Below are 18,368 nucleotides of genomic sequence, written 5' to 3'. Positions count from 1 at the left end.
TTGGTCGGGCATTTTGTTTTTATCTCCTGAATGCACAGTTTGTTTGCGCTTGCCCATTTTGCGGGTTAAGCAAAGGCACATTTATCATTGCAGCCCGGGAGACCTGCCTTGTCCATCCGTAAAATACTGGTCGCCAATCGTTCAGAGATTGCCATCCGCGTGTTCCGTGCAGCCAACGAGCTTGGCATAAAAACGGTTGCGATATGGGCTGAGGAAGACAAACTTTCGCTGCATCGTTTTAAAGCGGATGAGAGCTATCAGGTCGGTCGTGGACCGCATCTGGAGCGCGATCTCGGTCCGATTGAAAGCTATTTGTCGATTGATGAAATCATCCGCGTCGCCAAGATTTCAGGCGCAGATGCTATTCATCCAGGCTATGGCCTGTTGTCAGAGAGCCCTGAATTCGCGGATGCTTGCGCTGAAAACGGCATTATCTTCATTGGCCCCAAGCCTGAAACCATGCGCCGTCTTGGCAACAAGGTAGCTGCGCGCAATCTTGCTATCGAGATTGGTGTGCCTGTGGTGCCTGCGACCGATCCACTTCCTGATGACATTGAAGAAGTGAAGAAGCTTGCCTCCAGGATCGGTTATCCTTTGATGCTGAAAGCCTCGTGGGGTGGTGGCGGTCGCGGTATGCGCGCCATCCACGCAGAGGAAGATCTTGCTCGTGAAGTGTCCGAAGCCAAGCGTGAAGCCAAAGCTGCTTTCGGTAAGGACGAGGTCTATCTGGAAAAGCTCGTTGAGCGTGCCCGCCACGTTGAAGTGCAGATTTTGGGTGATACGCACGGCAATGCGGTTCACCTTTATGAGCGCGATTGTTCGATCCAGCGCCGCAATCAGAAAGTCGTTGAGCGTGCACCAGCACCTTATCTCAATGACGCGCAGCGCCAGGAACTGGCCGGACATGCGCTGAAGATTGCCCATGCTACCGATTATATCGGTGCGGGTACTGTCGAATTTTTGATGGATGCCGATACGGGCAAGTTCTACTTCATCGAAGTGAACCCGCGTATTCAGGTGGAGCACACCGTTACGGAAGAAGTGACGGGGATCGATATCGTCAAGGCACAAATCCATATTCTGGAGGGCTTTGCGATTGGTATGCCCGAATCGGGTGTGCCTGAACAGAAGGATATTCGTCTTAACGGCCATGCACTGCAGTGCCGTATCACGACGGAAGATCCCGAGCACAACTTCATTCCCGACTATGGCCGCATTCAGGCCTATCGCTCAGCATCAGGTTTCGGCATTCGCCTTGATGGCGGCACGGCCTATTCGGGCGCGGTCATCACGCGCTATTATGATCCGTTGCTGGTGAAGGTAACGGCATCGGGTGCGACGCCGCTGGAAGCTATCCGCCGTATGGATCGTGCCCTGCGCGAATTCCGTATTCGCGGTGTGGCGACGAACCTCACCTTCGTGGAAGCGATCATCAATCATCCGAGCTTCCAGGCGAATGAATATACGACGCGCTTTATCGATACGACGCCTGAGCTCTTCACCCATATGAAGCGTCAGGACCGTGCGACCAAGCTTTTGACTTATATTGCTGATGTCACGGTCAATGGTCATCCTGAAACCAAAGGTCGCGCCGAGCCATCGCAAGATGCTGCAAAGCCTGTAGTGCCCTGGTTTGGGGATCGTCCGGTTGTGGATGGCACCAAGCAGTTGCTCGACAAGCTTGGACCGAAGAAGTTTGCCGAATGGATGCGCAACGAAAAGCGCGTTCTCATGACAGACACGACTATGCGTGATGGTCACCAATCGTTGCTGGCGACGCGCGTGCGCACCTATGATATTGCGCGCGTGGCGAATGCCTATGCGCAGGCGCTGCCGAACCTGTTCTCACTGGAATGCTGGGGTGGGGCGACATTCGACGTCTCCATGCGCTTCCTGACGGAAGATCCGTGGGAGCGTCTGGCAATGGTGCGCGAGGGTGCTCCGAACATTCTGTTGCAGATGCTTCTGCGCGGGGCTAACGGCGTTGGCTACAAGTCTTATCCTGACAATGTGGTGAAGTATTTTGTCCGCGAGGCTGCACGTGGCGGCATGGATATCTTCCGTGTGTTTGACAGCCTCAACTGGGTTGAGAATATGCGTGTGTCGATGGATGCGGTGCTGGAAGAAGATAAGCTCTGCGAAGCAGCCATCTGCTACACCGGCGATATCCTCAATCCGGACCGCGCCAAATACGACCTCAAATATTATGTTGACCTGGCCAAGCAGGTTGAAAAGGCTGGCGCACATATCATCGCGCTCAAGGATATGGCGGGGCTGTTGAAGCCTGCGGCTGCTCGCGTGCTGTTCAAGGCGCTGCGTGAAGAAACCGATCTGCCGATCCACTTCCACACCCATGATACGTCTGGCATTTCGGCTGCGACCGTACTTGCGGCGGTCGATGCGGGTGTTGATGCGATTGACGCGGCAATGGATGCCTTCTCCGGCAACACTTCGCAGCCTTGCCTTGGTTCGATTGTCGAGGCCCTGCATGGTTCGGAGCGCGATCCGGGCCTTGATACCGAAACGATCCGCCGCATTTCCTTCTATTGGGAAGCGGTGCGCAATCAGTATGCGGCCTTTGAAAGTGATCTGAAGGGACCGGCTTCGGAAGTCTATCTTCACGAAATGCCGGGTGGTCAGTTTACGAACCTCAAAGAACAGGCGCGTTCACTGGGGCTTGAAACCCGCTGGCATGAAGTGGCGCAGGCCTATGCCGATGTGAACCGCATGTTTGGCGATATCGTCAAGGTCACACCATCCTCCAAGGTGGTGGGCGATATGGCGCTGATGATGGTTTCTCAGGACCTCACCACCGCCGATGTTGAAAACCCGGACAAGGATATCGCGTTCCCGGATTCTGTTGTTTCGATGATGCGTGGCGATCTTGGTCAGCCGCCATCGGGCTGGCCGAAGGCGCTTCAGAAAAAAGTGCTGAAAGACGAAAAGCCGTTCACGGTGCGCCCGGGTTCGTTGCTTCCAGCGGCTGATCTTGATGCAGAACGCAAGTCGGTCGAGGAAACGGTTGGCCGCGAAATCAGTGATCAGGAGTTTGCGTCTTCGCTGATGTATCCAAAGGTCTTTACCGACTATGCGGCGGCACAGGAAAACTATGGCCCGACCAGTGTTTTGCCAACGCCAGTCTATTTCTATGGTCTGAAGGCTGAAGAAGAAGTCTTCGTCGATCTGGAGCGCGGCAAGACACTTGTCATCGTCAATCAGGCGATGAGCGAGACGGACGAGAAGGGCCTGGTCACCGTATTCTTCGAGTTGAATGGCCAGCCGCGCCGCGTGAAGGTGCCTAACCGCGCAAAGGGAGCGTCGGGCGGTGTCAAACGCAAGGCGGAGCTGGGCAATGACAAGCATGTCGGCGCGCCGATGCCGGGTGTTGTGTCTACGGTTGCTATTTCGCAGGGACAGAGTGTGAAGGCAGGCGATGTGCTGCTTTCCATTGAAGCCATGAAGATGGAAACCGCTCTGCGTGCAGAACGCGATGGTGCAATTGCCGAGGTGCTGGTGCGTCCGGGTGAACAGATCGATGCGAAAGACCTGTTGATCACTTACGCTGAATAATCGACCACGTTTTCAGAATTTCCAAGCGCCGCGTCCTGCAAAGGGTGCGGCGCTTTCTTTTGCCTTGCGCCGCTATAGAAATCTGCTATGCACGTTTATACCGATTCATGCATGTTTATGCGTGTTGATAGGAAAGCAACAATGACAGAGCTTTTATTGCACGAGAGACAGGCACGGATTCAGGAATTGCTGGATCAGACCGGACGTGTGCTGGCCAGTGAACTTGCAGATACTTTTGGGGTTTCGGAAGATACGATCCGCCGTGATCTGCGTGAGATGGCGGCTGCGGGTCTTTGCAAACGTGTCTATGGTGGAGCATTGAAGGCGGCACCTTCCTATGCGCCACTTGCCGAGCGCGATTGCGAAAGGCCTGAAGCAAAAGCAGCACTGGCTATGGCTTTAGCCGGGTTGATCGAGCCGGACATGACGGTGTTTCTGGATTCGTCATCAGCAAATCTTGCTCTTGCCCGTTTGCTGGTGGAGCGCGGCGATCCGTTGACCGTTGTCACCAACACACCGTCAATCGCTGCTATTCTTCTGCAATCAGAAAAGATCGATGTGATCATGATCGGAGGGCCTGTCGACCGCCGTGTCAGTGCGGCGGTGGGGGCTCGTGCTTTGCGCGATGCAGAGCTGGTGCGACCTGATCTCTGCGTGCTGGGTGCTTGCGGTATGGCGGCAGAAATAGGCGTAACCGCGCTTCATCTGGAAGATGCAGAATTCAAGCGGGTGATTGCAGGTCGCAGCCGTAAAGTTGCCCTCGCTATCACCACAGAAAAGCTTGGTACAGTTGCTGCCCATGATGTCATCTCACTGGATGATGTGAATGTCATGGCTGTTGAAGACGATGTCGATGAAGATGTGCTTGCGCCTTACATGGCGTTGGGCCTGAATATAATAAGCGCGGCACAGCGTCGTGACTGAGGACCAGATGGAACAGACTGCCGGACGAAATGATGCGCTGAATGACCGTGCGCCAATCGTGACCAGAGAGCGGGTCGCCGTGGCGATGCTTTTTCTCATGAATGGATATATTTTTGGTGGCTGGGCGCCAAAAATTCCTGAGTTTGCGGCACGCCTTGGGCTCGATACCAGTGGTATGGGGCTGATGATTCTCGTTTTTGGCATCGGATCTCTTTCCATGATGCCAGTGGCCGGGGCACTGTCTGCGCATCGCGGGTCGGGAGCGGTGGTCAAGCTATTCGCGATTGGCGTTATTCCGACGCTCCTTATCATTGCGCTTGTACCCAATGTCGTCACGGCTGTTATTGCGATGTTCTATTTTGGCGGAGTATTTGGCGCGATGGACGTCGCTATGAACGCCAATGCGGTGGGCGTTGAAAAGAAAATGCGCCGTGCAATTATGTCGTCCTGCCATGCTTTCTGGAGCCTTGGCGGCTTGATTGGCGCTGCAACTGGCGGCTTCCTTATTGCGCAATTCGGTTCCACCGTGCATGCGCTGGTCACAACCATTGTTGCGGCCGGGTTGATCGCTTTTGCCTGGCCTGCGATTATCGCCGACAAGTTCCAGCATCCGAGTGGCGCGAAGCAGAAGCTTGTGCTGCCGCGTAATCCGCTGCCATGGCTTGTGGGTGTGATTGCTCTGTTTTCGATGATCCCTGAAGGTGCAATTCTCGACTGGGGCGCTTATTATCTGCGGGATGAACTTGGCGCTTCGGTCACTGTTGCCAGTTTTGGCTTTGCGGCCTTCTCCGCGACCATGGCGATCATGCGCTTTGCGGGTGATCTGGTGCGAGACCGCTTCGGTGCGATCAAAACGCTGCGCTTCTGCACCTCGATTGCAATCGTTGGAATGGTGATTGTTGGCCTGTCGAGCCATCCTTATGCGGTGATCTTTGGCTTTGCCATTTGCGGCATCGGCATTTCCAACATGGTGCCGATTGCGTTCTCAATCGGGGGCAACATACCGGGCATCAACCCAAGTGTTGGCCTGTCGATTGCCACCACCATGGGCTATTCCGGCATGCTGGTCGCACCTTCTCTGATCGGCTTTGTTGCCAAGCATAGCGGTTTCAGCGTGGTGTTTCTCGCACTGCCTGTCCTGTTACTGGTTGTTCTGGCCTTCTCGGGACTGGCAAAATATGCGGATAGTTCGCATTAACAAGCCTTTCCAGCAAAAGTGCGCAGCGGTTTGCGTAGGATGCGGTTTTGCGTAGGGTAATGCGATGAAAAAATACATCGAGCGGCTATCGCTCGATGTTTACTCAGCGGTCCAGCCGCCCTCAATTGGCAGGGCGGCACCGTTGATTTGTGCTGCGGCGTCCGTTGCAAGAAAGGACGCAAGTGCACCGATCTGAGCGGTGGTGACAAACTCCTTCGTCGGCTGTTTATCGAGCATGACTTCGCGGATCACGGTTTCGCGGTCCATATGGTGAGCTTTCATCTGATCCGGAATTTGTGCCTCGACAAGCGGGGTCAGCACATAGCCGGGGCAGATGGCGTTGGCTGTAATCTTTGCGGTGGCAAGCTCCAGCGCAAGTGTCTTTGTAAAGCCGACAATGCCGTGTTTGGCCGCCACATAGGCCGACTTGAACGGAGATGCTACAAGGCCATGTGCAGACGCGATGTTGATGATGCGACCCCAGCCAGCTTTGCGCATATACGGGATTGCAGCGGCTGATGTGTGAAAAGCCGAGGTCAGGTTTATGGCGATGATCCGGTCCCATTGCTCGGTCGGAAACTCTTCGACGGGAGCGACATGCTGGATACCGGCATTGTTGACGATGATGTCTGCACTGCCGAAAGCTTTCACGCTTTTTGCAACCAGCGCGCGACAGTCGTCGGCCTTCGACATATCAGCCGAAACATAGATCACGCTCACGCCATGTTCCTTGGCGATGCTGCTTGCAAGATCACGGTCCTCGTCGCGGTCTGTAAAGGAATTGATCACGACATTGTGCCCGGAAGCTGCCAAGGCATGGGCGATGCCAAGACCTATGCCCGAATTGGAACCGGTGATGATTGCAGTTTTGCGCGCCTTCGCATCGGGCATGTCTGGGTTTCTCCTCTTAAGAGCATGTTTTTGAGCGCATCTTATCCGAAAACCGCTTCACACTTTTCGGGATGCGCTCTTAATTCTGCGTATAATGAGGAGGCGACAAGGCGTCGGCAAGTGATTATATAACAACAAAGCAATGTGGGCAGGCGTTGACAATTGCGCTTTGCTACGCCACCTGAAAACAGGCCCGTACTAAGAGCAATTCCCGGGAAGCGGAAAGCGGTTTCCATCGGCAATTGCGGCAGGATAAAAGAACAGAGCACAATGTCCTCCGAGACCGTCAGCTATTTTTCGCATCCTTTTCCCCGTCGCCAGTCCGTTGGCGTAAGCGTTGGCGGTGTTATCGTTGGCGGCAGCGAACCTGTCGTTGTTCAGTCGATGACCAATACCGATACGGCGGACATTGATGGCACCGTTGCGCAGGTTGCAGCATTGCATCGCGCCGGTTCCGAAATTGTGCGCATAACGGTTGACCGTGATGAATCCGCTGCCGCAGTGCCGAAAATCCGCGAACGGCTTGAACGTCTCGGGATGAATGTGCCGCTGGTCGGTGATTTTCATTATATCGGACACAAGCTTCTGGCCGATCATCCGGCTTGCGCGGAAGCACTTGCGAAATATCGCATCAATCCGGGCAATGTCGGATTCAAGGACAAGAAAGACAAGCAGTTCGCCGATATCGTCGAAATGGCGATCCGCTACGATAAGCCAGTGCGCATTGGCGTGAACTGGGGATCGCTTGATCAGGACTTGCTGACCACACTGATGGATCGCAATCAGGCGGAAGGCGCACCCTTGAGCGCGCAGGAAGTCATGCGCGAGGCCATCGTGCAGTCAGCACTGATTTCTGCTCATCTGGCTGAAGAGATTGGGCTTAGCCGCGACAAGATTATCCTGTCGGCCAAGGTCAGCCAGGTGCAGGATCTGATCGCCGTTTACACGATGCTTGCGAATCGTTCTGATCATGCCCTGCATCTCGGTCTTACCGAAGCTGGCATGGGCACCAAGGGCGTCGTCGCGTCGTCTGCTGCAATGGGCATCCTGCTTCAACAGGGTATTGGCGATACGATCCGCATTTCACTAACCCCTGAACCCGGCGGAGACCGCACGCGCGAAGTGCAGGTGGCGCAGGAACTGTTGCAGACCATGGGCTTCCGTCAGTTCATTCCGATCGTTGCGGCATGCCCCGGTTGCGGACGCACGACTTCGACCGTGTTTCAGGAACTGGCACAAAACATTCAGAACGATATTCGTCGCAACATGCCGATCTGGCGCGAGAAATATCCGGGCGTGGAAGCGCTCTCGGTTGCGGTCATGGGCTGCATCGTCAATGGTCCGGGCGAATCAAAACATGCTGATATTGGTATCTCGCTTCCCGGCACGGGCGAAACGCCGTCCGCACCAGTCTTTGTTGATGGCAAAAAGGTCACCACACTGCGTGGTCCCGAGATCGCCGCAGATTTCCAGAAGATGGTTGCCGAATATATCGAGAACCGCTTCGGCCTTGATCAGAAGATTGCCGCTGGTCAGAACTGATTTCAGTTTAAGAGGGCGCGCGTAGCTGCTTCGGGCATTGATTTACGGGTCGCTGTCCAGAATATCAGTGTGAATATGCTTATGCCTGCACCAAGCATACAGACGCCGTTCCAGCCAGCATAAGCATAGACCCAAGTGGAAATCGCCGAACCGCTGGCACTGCCGATGGAATAGAAAACCATATAGGCAGCAGTCAGTCGATTTTGTGCGTCTGGACGCACACGATAGATCATCGCCTGATTGGTGACATGCACCGCCTGAAGTCCGAAATCGATCACCAACACGCCGATAATCAGCCAGAGTAGTGAATGCTCAAGCAGAGCAATCGGCACCCATGAAACCAGCATGAGTGTGAGTGCAATGCCAGTCATGCGTTGACCGTGCCCACGATCGGCAGCACTTCCTGCACGCGAAGCAGCAAGCGCGCCTGCGGCCCCTGCAAGGCCAAACAGACCGATTTGTGCATGGCTCAATTCAAAAGGCGGCGCGCTCAGCGGCATCACGAGTGGTGTAAGCAATGTGGTGATATCTGCAAAAATCAGCATCGCAATGATTGCACGAATGCGCAGTACCGGCTCTGCTCGAAAGAGCGTTATCAATGACAGGATAAGCGTAGGGTAGGAGACACTCGCCGTTTGGCGACGCTGTTGCGGCAGGTTGCGCCATAGAAGAAGCGAGATCAGCAAAGTCAGTGCCGCAGAGCTGATATAGACACTACGCCAGCCGCCAACATCGGTAAGTGCTCCAGCTACGGCGCGTGCCAGTAATATGCCAAGCACGATGCCGCTTGTGACAATCCCCACCACGTGGCCACGCCGCTCTGGATCTGCAAGACTTGCCGCATAGGCGACAAGTGCCTGTGTAACGACCGCCAGTAGGCCGGTCGCAGCCATTGCCAGGAGAAGCATGCCCGCACTTCCTGCAAAGCCAATGGCGAGCAGCGATAGAGCTGATAGCACGAAATGAGTGAGGATCAGCTTGCGCCGGTCTAAAAGGTCACCAAGAGGCACCAGAAAAATGAGGCCGATTGCATAGCCAATCTGGCTGGCGGCAACGATCAGGCCTGCAGTCGAACGCTTTAGACCCATATCGTCGGCCATTACATCGAGAAGCGGATGCGCAAAATAGACATTGGCCACTGCGAGACCGCTAGCGATGGCAAACAGCAACAGTGTCGCTTTTGAAAGCGTTGGGCGTGCAAGATCATTCATAGCAGAGGGTACTGCTGTGTCAGGGGAGGGCGGCATAATTGGCTCCTGATATGGTTTTAAAATGAAACCATTTTGCTTTTAGCTATTTTGGTTTTATATTGCAACCGAATTGATTTGTGTGGAGTCAGCATGGTTCGTAAGAAAAGCCTGAAGGGTGATTATTGTCCAAGTGCACGAGCACTCGATGTGATCGGGGATTGGTGGTCACTGCTGATCGTACGTGAAGCATTTGACGGCGTGACACGCTTCAGCGCCTTCCAGAAGAACCTGGGGATTGCGCGCAACATTCTCGCAGAGCGACTACGTAAACTGACCGGTGAGGGGATCATGGAATCAGTGCCAGACCCCAAAGGTGGTGCGCATCAGGAATACAGGCTTACAGCCAAGGGGCGTGATCTTTTGCCGGTTGTCGTCGCCTTACGCCAATGGGGCGAGAATTATCTTTTCGCGCCTGACGAGCCGCATTCCAAGCTGATCGATACGGCAAATGGTAAAGGTGTTGCAAAGCTGGAAGTACGCGCGCTTGATGGTCGCTCGCTCTCGGTCGATGATGTCGCCATCATCAAGGTGCGTGAAGAGGACTTATAAAACTCTGTTTGACGCGCATCTTGTCCGAAAACCGGTTCACAGTTTTCGGGATGCGCTCTAGCTCTGCCGTTCCGCGATGAAACGGGCGGCCTGCTTGAGAATAGTCGCATCCTCGCCAAAAGGCTCGAGCAGGCTTTCGGCCTGGGCAACGAGGCCGGATAGCTGCTTGCGGGTCCAGTCAATGCCATGAAGTGCCACCAGTGTGGCTTTGCCGGCTGCAGCATCTTTGCCGGTTGCCTTGCCCATGGCGGCTGCATCTGCGGTCACGTCGAGAAGATCGTCGGCGAGCTGGAAAGCAAGGCCTATGGCGGATCCGAATTCGGCCATGCGCTCACGATCCTCGCGTGATGCACCAGCAATGATTGCGCCTGCTTCACAGGCAAAGCGGATCAACGCTCCGGTTTTCATCGCCTGCAGGGTTATAATGCCTGCTTCATCCGGCTTGTTGTCTTCTGCCATCAGATCAAGTGCCTGACCGCCAGCCATCCCGCCAATGCCTGACGCGCGCGCCAGTGCCGATACAAGCTGGATGCGAATATCGGCAGGCAGATCAGTTTCGTCTGAAGCCACGATGTCAAACGCATAGGTCAGAAGGCTGTCGCCTGCCAGAATAGCTGCGGCTTCATCAAATGCTTTATGCACGGTTGGCTGACCGCGTCGCATATCGTCATTGTCCATTGCAGGCAAATCATCATGCACGAGCGAATAGCAGTGAATGCATTCAAGTGCTGATGCGACACGCAGGATCGCGTCACCATGCTTGCCGAACAGAGCCGCACTTTCAACGACGAGGAAAGGACGCAGCCTTTTACCGCCGTTCAGCACACCATGGCGCATGGCGGCAAGCAGGCGCTCCGGGCGGGCGACTTCTCCAGTGCGCAAACGAAGATCCAAAAGCCCGATCAACATCGTCTCGACTTCGAGAGCGCGCAGGTTCAGGGATTGAGCAAAATCGACAGACACGTTTTCCATGCTGAAGGGGATGGACGAAAGCGCTGAATTGGTCAACCGGGCACAACGATCAGCACAGGCTTTTTCATCAAGTGGTCATCAAACCGTAGGCTGGCAGCAATGATTGGTTGAATTTGGTGTTTGAATACCGCCATCAGGTTATGGAATCGGGTTCATTATTGTTAAGGAATAGTTTATGTCGCTTGGAAGGAACTGGAGCGCATTCTGAAAACTGTGAAGTGATTTTCAGATAAGATGGGCACCACTAACGGGCGGTGGAATTGGCAAAACTCATTATCAAGAGCAAAGATGGGCGTAATTACTTGGCCGATCCCGTCTGGGGTGGCAGGATTGCTCTTATGCTCAAGATACTGTTGGCACTTGCGGTTTTGCCGCTTTTTCTGATCCTGCTTTATTCGGTCCCTTTTGTGCGTCCAATCTCGACTTTGATGGTCAAGGATTATGTCCTCTTACGGGATGTCGACCGGCAATGGGTCAGCATAGAAGATGTCGCGCCGGTTCTGGTGAATTCCGTCATGATGGCAGAGGATGGACAGTTCTGCAGCCATGGCGGCGTGGACTGGCATCAGCTCAGTCTGGTGCTTGATAATTCGGGCGAGGGTGGTCCGAGTCGCGGTGCTTCTACGATCACCATGCAGACAGTGAAAAACCTGTTTCTCTGGAACGGTCGGTCCTATGTGCGCAAAGGGCTCGAATTTCCACTGGCGATTGCTGCCGATGCGGTGCTTTCCAAACGGCGTATCATGGAAATTTATCTCAACATCGCCGAATGGGGGCCGGGCATTTATGGAATCGAAGCCGCGGCCCAACATTATTTCAATCGCCCCGCGTCTCGCCTTACGTCTCAGCAGGCAGCACTCCTTGCCGTAACCCTTCCCAATCCTGCTCTGCGCAATCCAGCTAAACCCACGCGCAACATGCAGCGCATCTCGCGCATTGTTGCCGGACGCGCTTCACGAGCTGGTCCTTATGTAACTTGCGTGCGATAAACACCGGGGCCGGAAAAAAGATAAGACTCCGCTGGTCAAACGCCGCAAGAGCGTGTATAGGCACCTGACTTTCCGGAATTTTGTCCGATGTGACAGGCTCCTCGGGGCCGTGCCGGACGTTTGTTTATCGATCAGTGGAGCTGGATCCATGGCAGTACCAAAACGCAAAACGTCTCCGTCGAAGCGCGGCATGCGCCGTTCGGCAGACGCTCTCAAGGCCCCGACTTACGTCGAGGACAAGAACTCAGGCGAACTTCGTCGTCCGCATCATATCGATCTTAAGAGCGGTATGTATCGCGGCCGTCAGGTCCTTGAAGCTAAGGAATAAGTCTGAAGCTGCATAGCAGCTGAAAGATCGATTTCATAACGCCGTTTCCGGTTTCCGGAAGCGGCGTTTTCTTTTGTGCTAACGCAATAACAAGTCTTCATTTTATTTTCACAGCAATTTTTATCAAAGGATAAAAAAACACAATTCCGCCCCAAATTTTGAGAAAATTAAGTCCTGTTAAGTGAATGTTTCAGTTATATGGATTTTGAAAATGGATGATGTTGTTAAAATTATTATTTGCAACGGCGGATTGTCTGTGAATTCTGGTATTTCGTTTTTTAATGTAATCAGCAATACTATTTACAATGAAGACTATATTTATAAAATATCGGATACGCCCTGTGTGATCGGCAGTACAGAACACGCGCTTCCTGGTGCCGTTGAGCATTTCGCAAATGAAAACCTGAAGTAGAGACTGCAGGATTTTCATGAATGAATAGAAGCTCTTGAACACCGTGTATCCAAAGGGATGCCCGGTGTTCAGATTTGTCAGGGATTAACCTGCGTCAGCATTAAACCCGGCAGTTTCGATGCCAGCAATTGCTGCGAGTTCATCATTGTCTGACGTATCACCTGAAATGCCGACAGCGCCGATAATTTCGTTTGAAGCATCTTTGATCAGGACCCCGCCTGGAACAGGAACGATCTTTCCACCCGAAACGCCCGAGAGCCCTTCCAGAAAATGTGGCCGATCCTTGGCCTGATTGTGAAGCCAACGCGAGCCTGTTCCGACTGCCAGAGCGCCGAATGCCTTGCCAGAAGCGATTTCAAAGCGGAGAATCGAAGTTCCGTCCTGTCGCTGAAAGGCCTTGAGATGGCCACCGGCGTCAAACACCGAAACAACGATAGGTTTCAGTTGCAGTTCTGTTGCCTTGGTAAAAGCACCGGCAATGATCGCATTGGCTTTTTCTAGCGTCAGTTGGGGCATAGTTGTCTCCTTTGTTTGCAGACCGCTAATCTAACGGTTGTTGAGCAATGCGCATTGTCAAAAGTGCATGCCTATCGAAGAAACTGATTATCATTTTGAGCGAAGGTGCATTCCTGTTGCCTTGCGTATGACCTTGCAAAAAAGTGGGTTTTGGTTTTTCTCTGTTGGTAATTTTTCAAGGAGGAAAGAATGACTGTCGCGCATAATCCCAAAGCTATCGTTATTGCCAGCGCTGCTCGTACCGCTGTGGGGGCTTTCAACGGTGCTTTTGCTAATGTGCCAGCGCACGAGCTTGGCGCTACCGCTATCAGGGCAGCTCTTGACCGTGCTGGCGTTGAGGCCGCCGATGTGGATGAGGTCATTCTCGGGCAGGTTCTGACGGCGGGCGAAGGGCAGAATCCTGCGCGTCAGGCGGCTATGGCTGCGGGTTGCCCGAAAGAAACGACAGCTTTTTCGATCAATCAGCTTTGCGGTTCAGGCCTGCGCGCTGTTGCGCTCGGCATGCAGCAAATTCTGTCAGGCGACGCAAAAATCATTGTGGCTGGTGGGCAGGAATCCATGTCGATGGCACCACATTGTGCGCATCTGCGCGGAGGGGTGAAGATGGGCGACTTCAAAATGGTCGATACCATGATGAAAGACGGTCTGGTCGATGCCTTCAATGGCTATCCCATGGGGATTACAGCGGAGAATATTGCCAAACAGTGGCAGTTGAGCCGGGAAGAGCAGGACGCTTTCGCGCTGGCCTCACAACAAAACGCTGAAGCCGCTCAAAAGGCCGGCCGCTTCGATGATGAAATCGTTCCTTTTGCTGTGAAGAGCCGCAAGGGCGAGACGATCGTTTCCGCCGACGAATACATCCGTGCTGGCACGACCATTGAAGCACTTGCCAAGCTGAAGCCTGCTTTCGACAAGGAAGGCACGGTCACAGCGGGTAATGCATCAGGCATTAATGACGGTGCCGCGGCTGTGGTTCTGATGGATGCAGATGAAGCTGCAAAACGCGGCGTCGAACCACTAGCGCGCATTGTTTCCTGGGCGACGGCAGGTGTCGACCCATCGATAATGGGCACCGGACCGATTCCGGCGACCAGAAAGGCGCTTGAAAAGGCAGGCTGGACAGTTGCCGATCTGGAGCTGGTCGAAGCGAACGAAGCGTTTGCTGCACAATCCTGCGCTGTCGTGCGCGAACTTGGTCTTGATCCCGCGCTTGTCAACGTCAATGGCGGTGCGATCGCAATTGGTCATCCAATTGGTGCGTCGGGTGCACGGGTGCTGACAACGCTTCTTTACGAGATGAAGCGGCGCGATGTGAAGCGTGGTCTGGCAACGCTATGCATCGGCGGCGGCATGGGCGTTGCTCTGTGTGTCGAGCGACCATAAGCCGGTAAAAGTTAACGCTGATACTGTTTACAATGAAAATAGAGCGGCAAAGCAAGGCCGCTCTATGGGGGCTCATGTCCGGATGCCACTATATCTGGTGAGAACAAAAGAAGAAAACTTGCAGATCAGCGATTCGTCGCCGATTCGTTCCGGCTTTGGCCTGAAGGTTAATGAAAATGGGTTCTTACAGGATGAGGACTTTAACTCACTGTCAGGAAAGATTGATCATTCATGAATGGATGGGTTGCTGAATTCCCTTGCATGAAGGCTAACGAAGCAAAGGTTAACGCGCTTGTCGTTTTGTTCTCGATTGAGCCTTGATCGTAACGAAGTGGATTCATCATATGGTGTGGTTTAGTTTCAGTGCCACCATATGTTGCCGTGAACAAAAGGCGAAGAGTGCAGAAGCAGCGATTCGTCGCCGATTCGTTCTGGAGTCGTTCCATTTGTTAAAAACGGGCATTTGTTAAGATGCGAAAGGGCATACAACCGACGCCCTATCCCGTGTTTTGAAGTGGATTGTCATTTGAAAGCCGTTTTGTTCTTTTCAGGGTGCGTTTGAGAATAGTTCCGGCTAAAACAGCGAAGGCTTTGCTGAGTGATAAAGGCCCTTAAACACTGAACGAAACTTAACAGGAGCGCTTTCAGCTCAAGTCATATAGTGCTATCGCATGGCATTTGTTCCGGGAATATTATTATTGGCATGAACCATCTCCCTGCCCATGATCTGCCGCTAAGCCTGAGCGGCCGCGGTGTTACTGCGGTGCTGGGGCCAACAAATACCGGCAAGACACATCTCGCTATTGAGCGGATGTTGTCGCATGGCAGTGGCATGATAGGCCTTCCGCTGCGCTTGCTTGCGCGCGAGGTTTACAATCGTGTTGTCGAGAAGGTCGGAGCTGCCAATGTCTCGCTGATAACCGGCGAGGAAAAAATCACACCTCCCGGCTCGCGTTATTCAGTTTGCACCGTTGAAGCCATGCCACGCCGGACAGATATGCCGTTTGTGGCTATCGATGAAGTGCAGCTCGCGGGCGATCTGGAACGTGGTCACATCTTTACTGACCGTATTCTGCATCTGCGTGGGCGACAGGAAACCTTACTGCTTGGTGCAGGCACCATGCGCGGTATTCTTGAAAAGCTTTTGCGCGGCATCACCGTGGTGACACGACCGCGTCTGTCTCATCTTTCCTACGCGGGCGCCAAGAAAATCATTCGTCTGCCGAATCGCTCGGCTATCGTGGCTTTCTCCGCCGACGAAGTTTATGCGATTGCAGAACTGATCCGACGCCAGCGTGGCGGTGCTGCCGTGGTGATGGGGGCACTCAGCCCACGCACCCGCAACGCTCAGGTTGAACTTTATCAGTCGGGCGATGTCGATTTTCTGGTCGCAACCGATGCCATTGGCATGGGGCTCAATCTTGATGTCGATCATGTGGCTTTTGCACAGAACCGAAAGTTTGATGGCTATCAGTTCCGCGATCTGACGCCAGCCGAGGTTGGTCAGGTCGCAGGTCGTGCTGGGCGTCACTTGCGTGACGGTACTTTTGGCGTGACGGGCCAGGTACAGCCAATGGACGATGAGCTTGTGGAACGGGTTGAAGCGCATGCGTTTGACCCGGTCAAAGTACTGCAGTGGCGAACGGGCCGTTTCGACTTCTCGTCGCTCGGTGCCTTACGTTATTCTCTGGAAACACCAACGCCTATTGAAGGGCTTACCAAAGCACTGCCTGCTGTTGATCAACAGGCGCTTGAATATTTGTCGAAAGACGAAGACATTGTGCGGCTTGCAACGACGCCTGCGCGGATCGAACTTTTGTGGGATACCTGTGCGCTCCCCGATTATCGTAAGATTGCGCCGGCTCAACATGCCGATATCATTGGAACCATTTATCAGGATCTGGTCCGCCGAGGGAGCGTTGATGAAGATTATATGAGCGAACAAGTGCGCCGCGCAGACAGTACAGAGGGGGAAATCGACACTCTGTCGCATCGCGTAGCGCAAATCCGTACCTGGACTTTTGTGTCGCACAGGCCGGGATGGCTTGCCGATCCGACACACTGGCAGGAAAAGACGCGCGAAATTGAGGACAGACTGTCCGATGCGCTGCATGAAAGGTTGACGAAACGCTTTGTAGACCGCAGGACAAGCGTGCTTATGAGGCGCCTGAGAGAGAATGCCATGCTAGAAGCAGAAATCAGCCCGGCCGGTGACGTAATTGTCGAGGGCCACAATGTTGGGCAACTAGAAGGATTCCGGTTCACTGCCGACGTTCAGGCTGAAGGGCCGGACGCGAAGGCTGTGAAGACGGCTGCACAAAAGGCGCTTGCCGCCGAGTTCGAACGTCGTGCGGAGCGGTTTGCTGCGGCACCCAATGGCGACTTTGCTCTTGGGTCGGACGGTGTAATGCGCTGGGTCGGTGCGACCGTTGCAACGCTCGTCGCTGGCGACGATGTGTTGAAGCCGCGCGCGATCATTTTGGCTGACGAACAATTGACCGGACCAGCACGCGACAAGGTTGCTGCCCGCATCGAACGTTTTGTCGCGCACCATATTGAAACCATATTGAAACCGTTGACCGATCTCAGTGCTGCCGATGCCCTGACCGGTATGACACGCGGTCTGGCTTTCCAGATCGTCGAAGGTCTCGGTATTCTTCAGCGCCGCGAAGTGGCCGAAGAAGTACGTGGTCTTGATCAGGATTCGCGTGCAGCACTCCGTCGTCTCGGCGTGCGTTTCGGTGCCTATCACGTTTTCATGCCAATGCTGCTGAAACCTGCTCCGGCGGGTCTCATCACGCTGCTGTGGGCATTGAAGAATGATGGCCGTGAACGCGCTGGTTATGGCGATGTGGTCAATGTGCTGGCCGCTGGTCGTACTTCGGTGGTCGTCGATCCGACTTTTGATCCGATGTTCTATCGTCTGGGCGGTTATCGCGTGCTCGGCCGTCGTGCTGTGCGTATCGATATTCTGGAACGCCTTGCTGACCTTATTCGCCCGGCACTTGCCTGGCGTCCGGGTTCGGGCGTTCGTCCGGAAGGTGCCTATGATGGGGGCCGTTTCATCGTAACTCCTGCCATGATGTCCATTCTGGGCGCGACTGGCGAGGATATGGAAGAAATCCTCAAGAGCCTCGGTTATCGCCATGAAGCCGTCGACGCGGCAAATGTAGCAGCAAAGCTTGCCGAACTTGATGCATTTGCAGCGGAAGTTGTTGTCAAGGATACGGTATTCAAGGCAGCCGCACCTGTTGCAGTCGCAAACGAAGGCGAAAAGCCTGCTGTTCCGGCAGCCGAACCTGTGCCTGCACCAGTTGAGGCCGTTGTTGCCGAGACTGTTGAAGAAGCCAAACCTGCTGCTGAAGCTAATTCTGTTGCAGAACTAAGTGAGGCTCCGGCTGAAGAGCCGAAACCTGTTCTTCTTTGGCGTCAGGGCCGTTTTGAAGGCCGTAGTCGCAATCAGGATCAGAACCGTCAGCGCCACAATCGCCCTCAGCAGGGTGGTCAGGGTAATGAGGCTCACAAGTCCGAAGGCGGTTCAGAAGGCGGAGAAGCACAGAACACGCGTGACAATCGTGGCGGCGGCAAGCGGTTTGATAAGAATCGTCGCAATCATGACGGTGCTGGCCAGAATCAGGGTCAAACCCCGGGCCAGAACCAAGGTCAGAACAAGCGTGAAGGCTTTAAGGGTAAGCCGCGTGATGGTGACCGTAATCGGCAGCCCAAGCGCGACAATGCAAGCCAGCAGGGCAACAAGCGGTTCGAACAGGAACGTCCTGTACGCGTCGATCCCGATTCGCCTTTTGCCAAGCTTCTCGCTCTTAAGGAGCAGATGAAGAAGTAA

The 18,368-nt window shown here is 54.1% G+C and carries 15 protein-coding genes; 11 read left to right on the top strand and 4 right to left on the bottom strand.

Translation table 11 applies throughout. The annotated features are described in order from the left end of the window. Positions 1 to 108: 108 nt before the first annotated feature. From pyc to CEV32_RS16680, 3 genes are all read left to right on the top strand, one after another. Complete coding sequence (gene pyc / locus CEV32_RS16690; protein WP_094578241.1) at positions 109 to 3,570, top strand: pyruvate carboxylase; 3,462 nt, start codon at positions 109 to 111, stop codon at positions 3,568 to 3,570. A gap of 141 nt (positions 3,571 to 3,711) precedes the next feature. Next, positions 3,712 to 4,494, top strand: a complete 783-nt coding sequence (locus tag CEV32_RS16685; RefSeq protein WP_094578240.1) for a DeoR/GlpR family DNA-binding transcription regulator — start codon at positions 3,712 to 3,714, stop codon at positions 4,492 to 4,494. A gap of 7 nt (positions 4,495 to 4,501) precedes the next feature. Then, positions 4,502 to 5,692 carry an MFS transporter gene (locus tag CEV32_RS16680; protein ID WP_094578239.1) on the top strand — a complete coding sequence of 397 codons (1,191 nt, stop codon included), beginning with the start codon at positions 4,502 to 4,504 and terminating at the stop codon, positions 5,690 to 5,692. Between the two features lie 99 nt (positions 5,693 to 5,791). Here the strand turns inward: CEV32_RS16680 and CEV32_RS16675 are convergent, their stop codons facing one another. Then, complete coding sequence (locus CEV32_RS16675; protein WP_094578238.1) at positions 5,792 to 6,583, bottom strand: 3-hydroxybutyrate dehydrogenase; 792 nt, start codon at positions 6,581 to 6,583, stop codon at positions 5,792 to 5,794. A gap of 270 nt (positions 6,584 to 6,853) precedes the next feature. Between CEV32_RS16675 and ispG the strand changes: the two genes are divergently transcribed. Then, positions 6,854 to 8,125, top strand: coding sequence for a flavodoxin-dependent (E)-4-hydroxy-3-methylbut-2-enyl-diphosphate synthase (gene ispG / locus CEV32_RS16670; RefSeq protein ID WP_094578237.1), 1,272 nt, complete (start codon positions 6,854 to 6,856; stop codon positions 8,123 to 8,125). 2 nt (positions 8,126 to 8,127) lie between these two features. On the opposite strand, the gene CEV32_RS16665 is transcribed toward ispG, so the two are convergent. Continuing rightward, positions 8,128 to 9,372: an MFS transporter gene (locus CEV32_RS16665; RefSeq protein ID WP_094578236.1), complete on the bottom strand. Its 1,245-nt coding sequence runs from the start codon at positions 9,370 to 9,372 to the stop codon at positions 8,128 to 8,130. A gap of 93 nt (positions 9,373 to 9,465) precedes the next feature. Here CEV32_RS16665 and CEV32_RS16660 point away from each other — a divergent pair, with 93 nt between their 5' ends. Continuing rightward, positions 9,466 to 9,924 (top strand): winged helix-turn-helix transcriptional regulator, encoded by a 459-nt coding sequence (locus tag CEV32_RS16660; protein WP_094578235.1) that lies wholly within the window; start codon positions 9,466 to 9,468, stop codon positions 9,922 to 9,924. A gap of 57 nt (positions 9,925 to 9,981) precedes the next feature. On the opposite strand, the gene CEV32_RS16655 is transcribed toward CEV32_RS16660, so the two are convergent. Beyond that, a complete protein-coding gene (locus CEV32_RS16655; protein ID WP_094578322.1) occupies positions 9,982 to 10,896 on the bottom strand; it encodes a polyprenyl synthetase family protein in 915 nt (304 codons plus the stop codon). Positions 10,897 to 11,156: 260 nt separating this feature from the next. Between CEV32_RS16655 and mtgA the strand changes: the two genes are divergently transcribed. The 3 genes from mtgA (at position 11,157) to CEV32_RS16640 (ending at position 12,625) form a co-directional block, all read left to right on the top strand. Next, positions 11,157 to 11,885, top strand: a complete 729-nt coding sequence (gene mtgA, locus CEV32_RS16650; protein WP_208620865.1) for a monofunctional biosynthetic peptidoglycan transglycosylase — start codon at positions 11,157 to 11,159, stop codon at positions 11,883 to 11,885. A 148-nt stretch (positions 11,886 to 12,033) separates the two neighbouring features. Continuing rightward, on the top strand, positions 12,034 to 12,213 hold the full coding sequence (rpmF, locus tag CEV32_RS16645; protein ID WP_006467787.1) for a 50S ribosomal protein L32: 180 nt from the start codon (positions 12,034 to 12,036) through the stop codon (positions 12,211 to 12,213). A gap of 211 nt (positions 12,214 to 12,424) precedes the next feature. Further along, positions 12,425 to 12,625: a hypothetical protein gene (locus CEV32_RS16640; RefSeq protein ID WP_143128852.1), complete on the top strand. Its 201-nt coding sequence runs from the start codon at positions 12,425 to 12,427 to the stop codon at positions 12,623 to 12,625. An 84-nt stretch (positions 12,626 to 12,709) separates the two neighbouring features. On the opposite strand, the gene CEV32_RS16635 is transcribed toward CEV32_RS16640, so the two are convergent. Further along, complete coding sequence (locus CEV32_RS16635; RefSeq protein WP_094578232.1) at positions 12,710 to 13,141, bottom strand: GlcG/HbpS family heme-binding protein; 432 nt, start codon at positions 13,139 to 13,141, stop codon at positions 12,710 to 12,712. Positions 13,142 to 13,330: 189 nt separating this feature from the next. Here CEV32_RS16635 and CEV32_RS16630 point away from each other — a divergent pair, with 189 nt between their 5' ends. The 3 genes from CEV32_RS16630 (at position 13,331) to CEV32_RS16625 (ending at position 18,368) form a co-directional block, all read left to right on the top strand. Beyond that, on the top strand, positions 13,331 to 14,524 hold the full coding sequence (locus tag CEV32_RS16630) for an acetyl-CoA C-acetyltransferase (protein WP_094578231.1): 1,194 nt from the start codon (positions 13,331 to 13,333) through the stop codon (positions 14,522 to 14,524). Further along, positions 14,508 to 14,759: a hypothetical protein gene (locus CEV32_RS23510; RefSeq protein ID WP_167382821.1), complete on the top strand. Its 252-nt coding sequence runs from the start codon at positions 14,508 to 14,510 to the stop codon at positions 14,757 to 14,759. Before CEV32_RS16630 ends, CEV32_RS23510 begins: the two co-directional genes overlap by 17 nt. A 468-nt stretch (positions 14,760 to 15,227) precedes the next feature. Further along, complete coding sequence (locus tag CEV32_RS16625; RefSeq protein WP_094578230.1) at positions 15,228 to 18,368, top strand: helicase-related protein; 3,141 nt, start codon at positions 15,228 to 15,230, stop codon at positions 18,366 to 18,368.

The organism is Brucella rhizosphaerae, from assembly GCF_002252475.1.
Classification (GTDB): domain Bacteria; phylum Pseudomonadota; class Alphaproteobacteria; order Rhizobiales; family Rhizobiaceae; genus Brucella; species Brucella rhizosphaerae.
The sequence above is the reverse complement of the archived record's forward strand: the minus strand, read 5'-3'. Positions and strand labels throughout refer to the sequence as shown.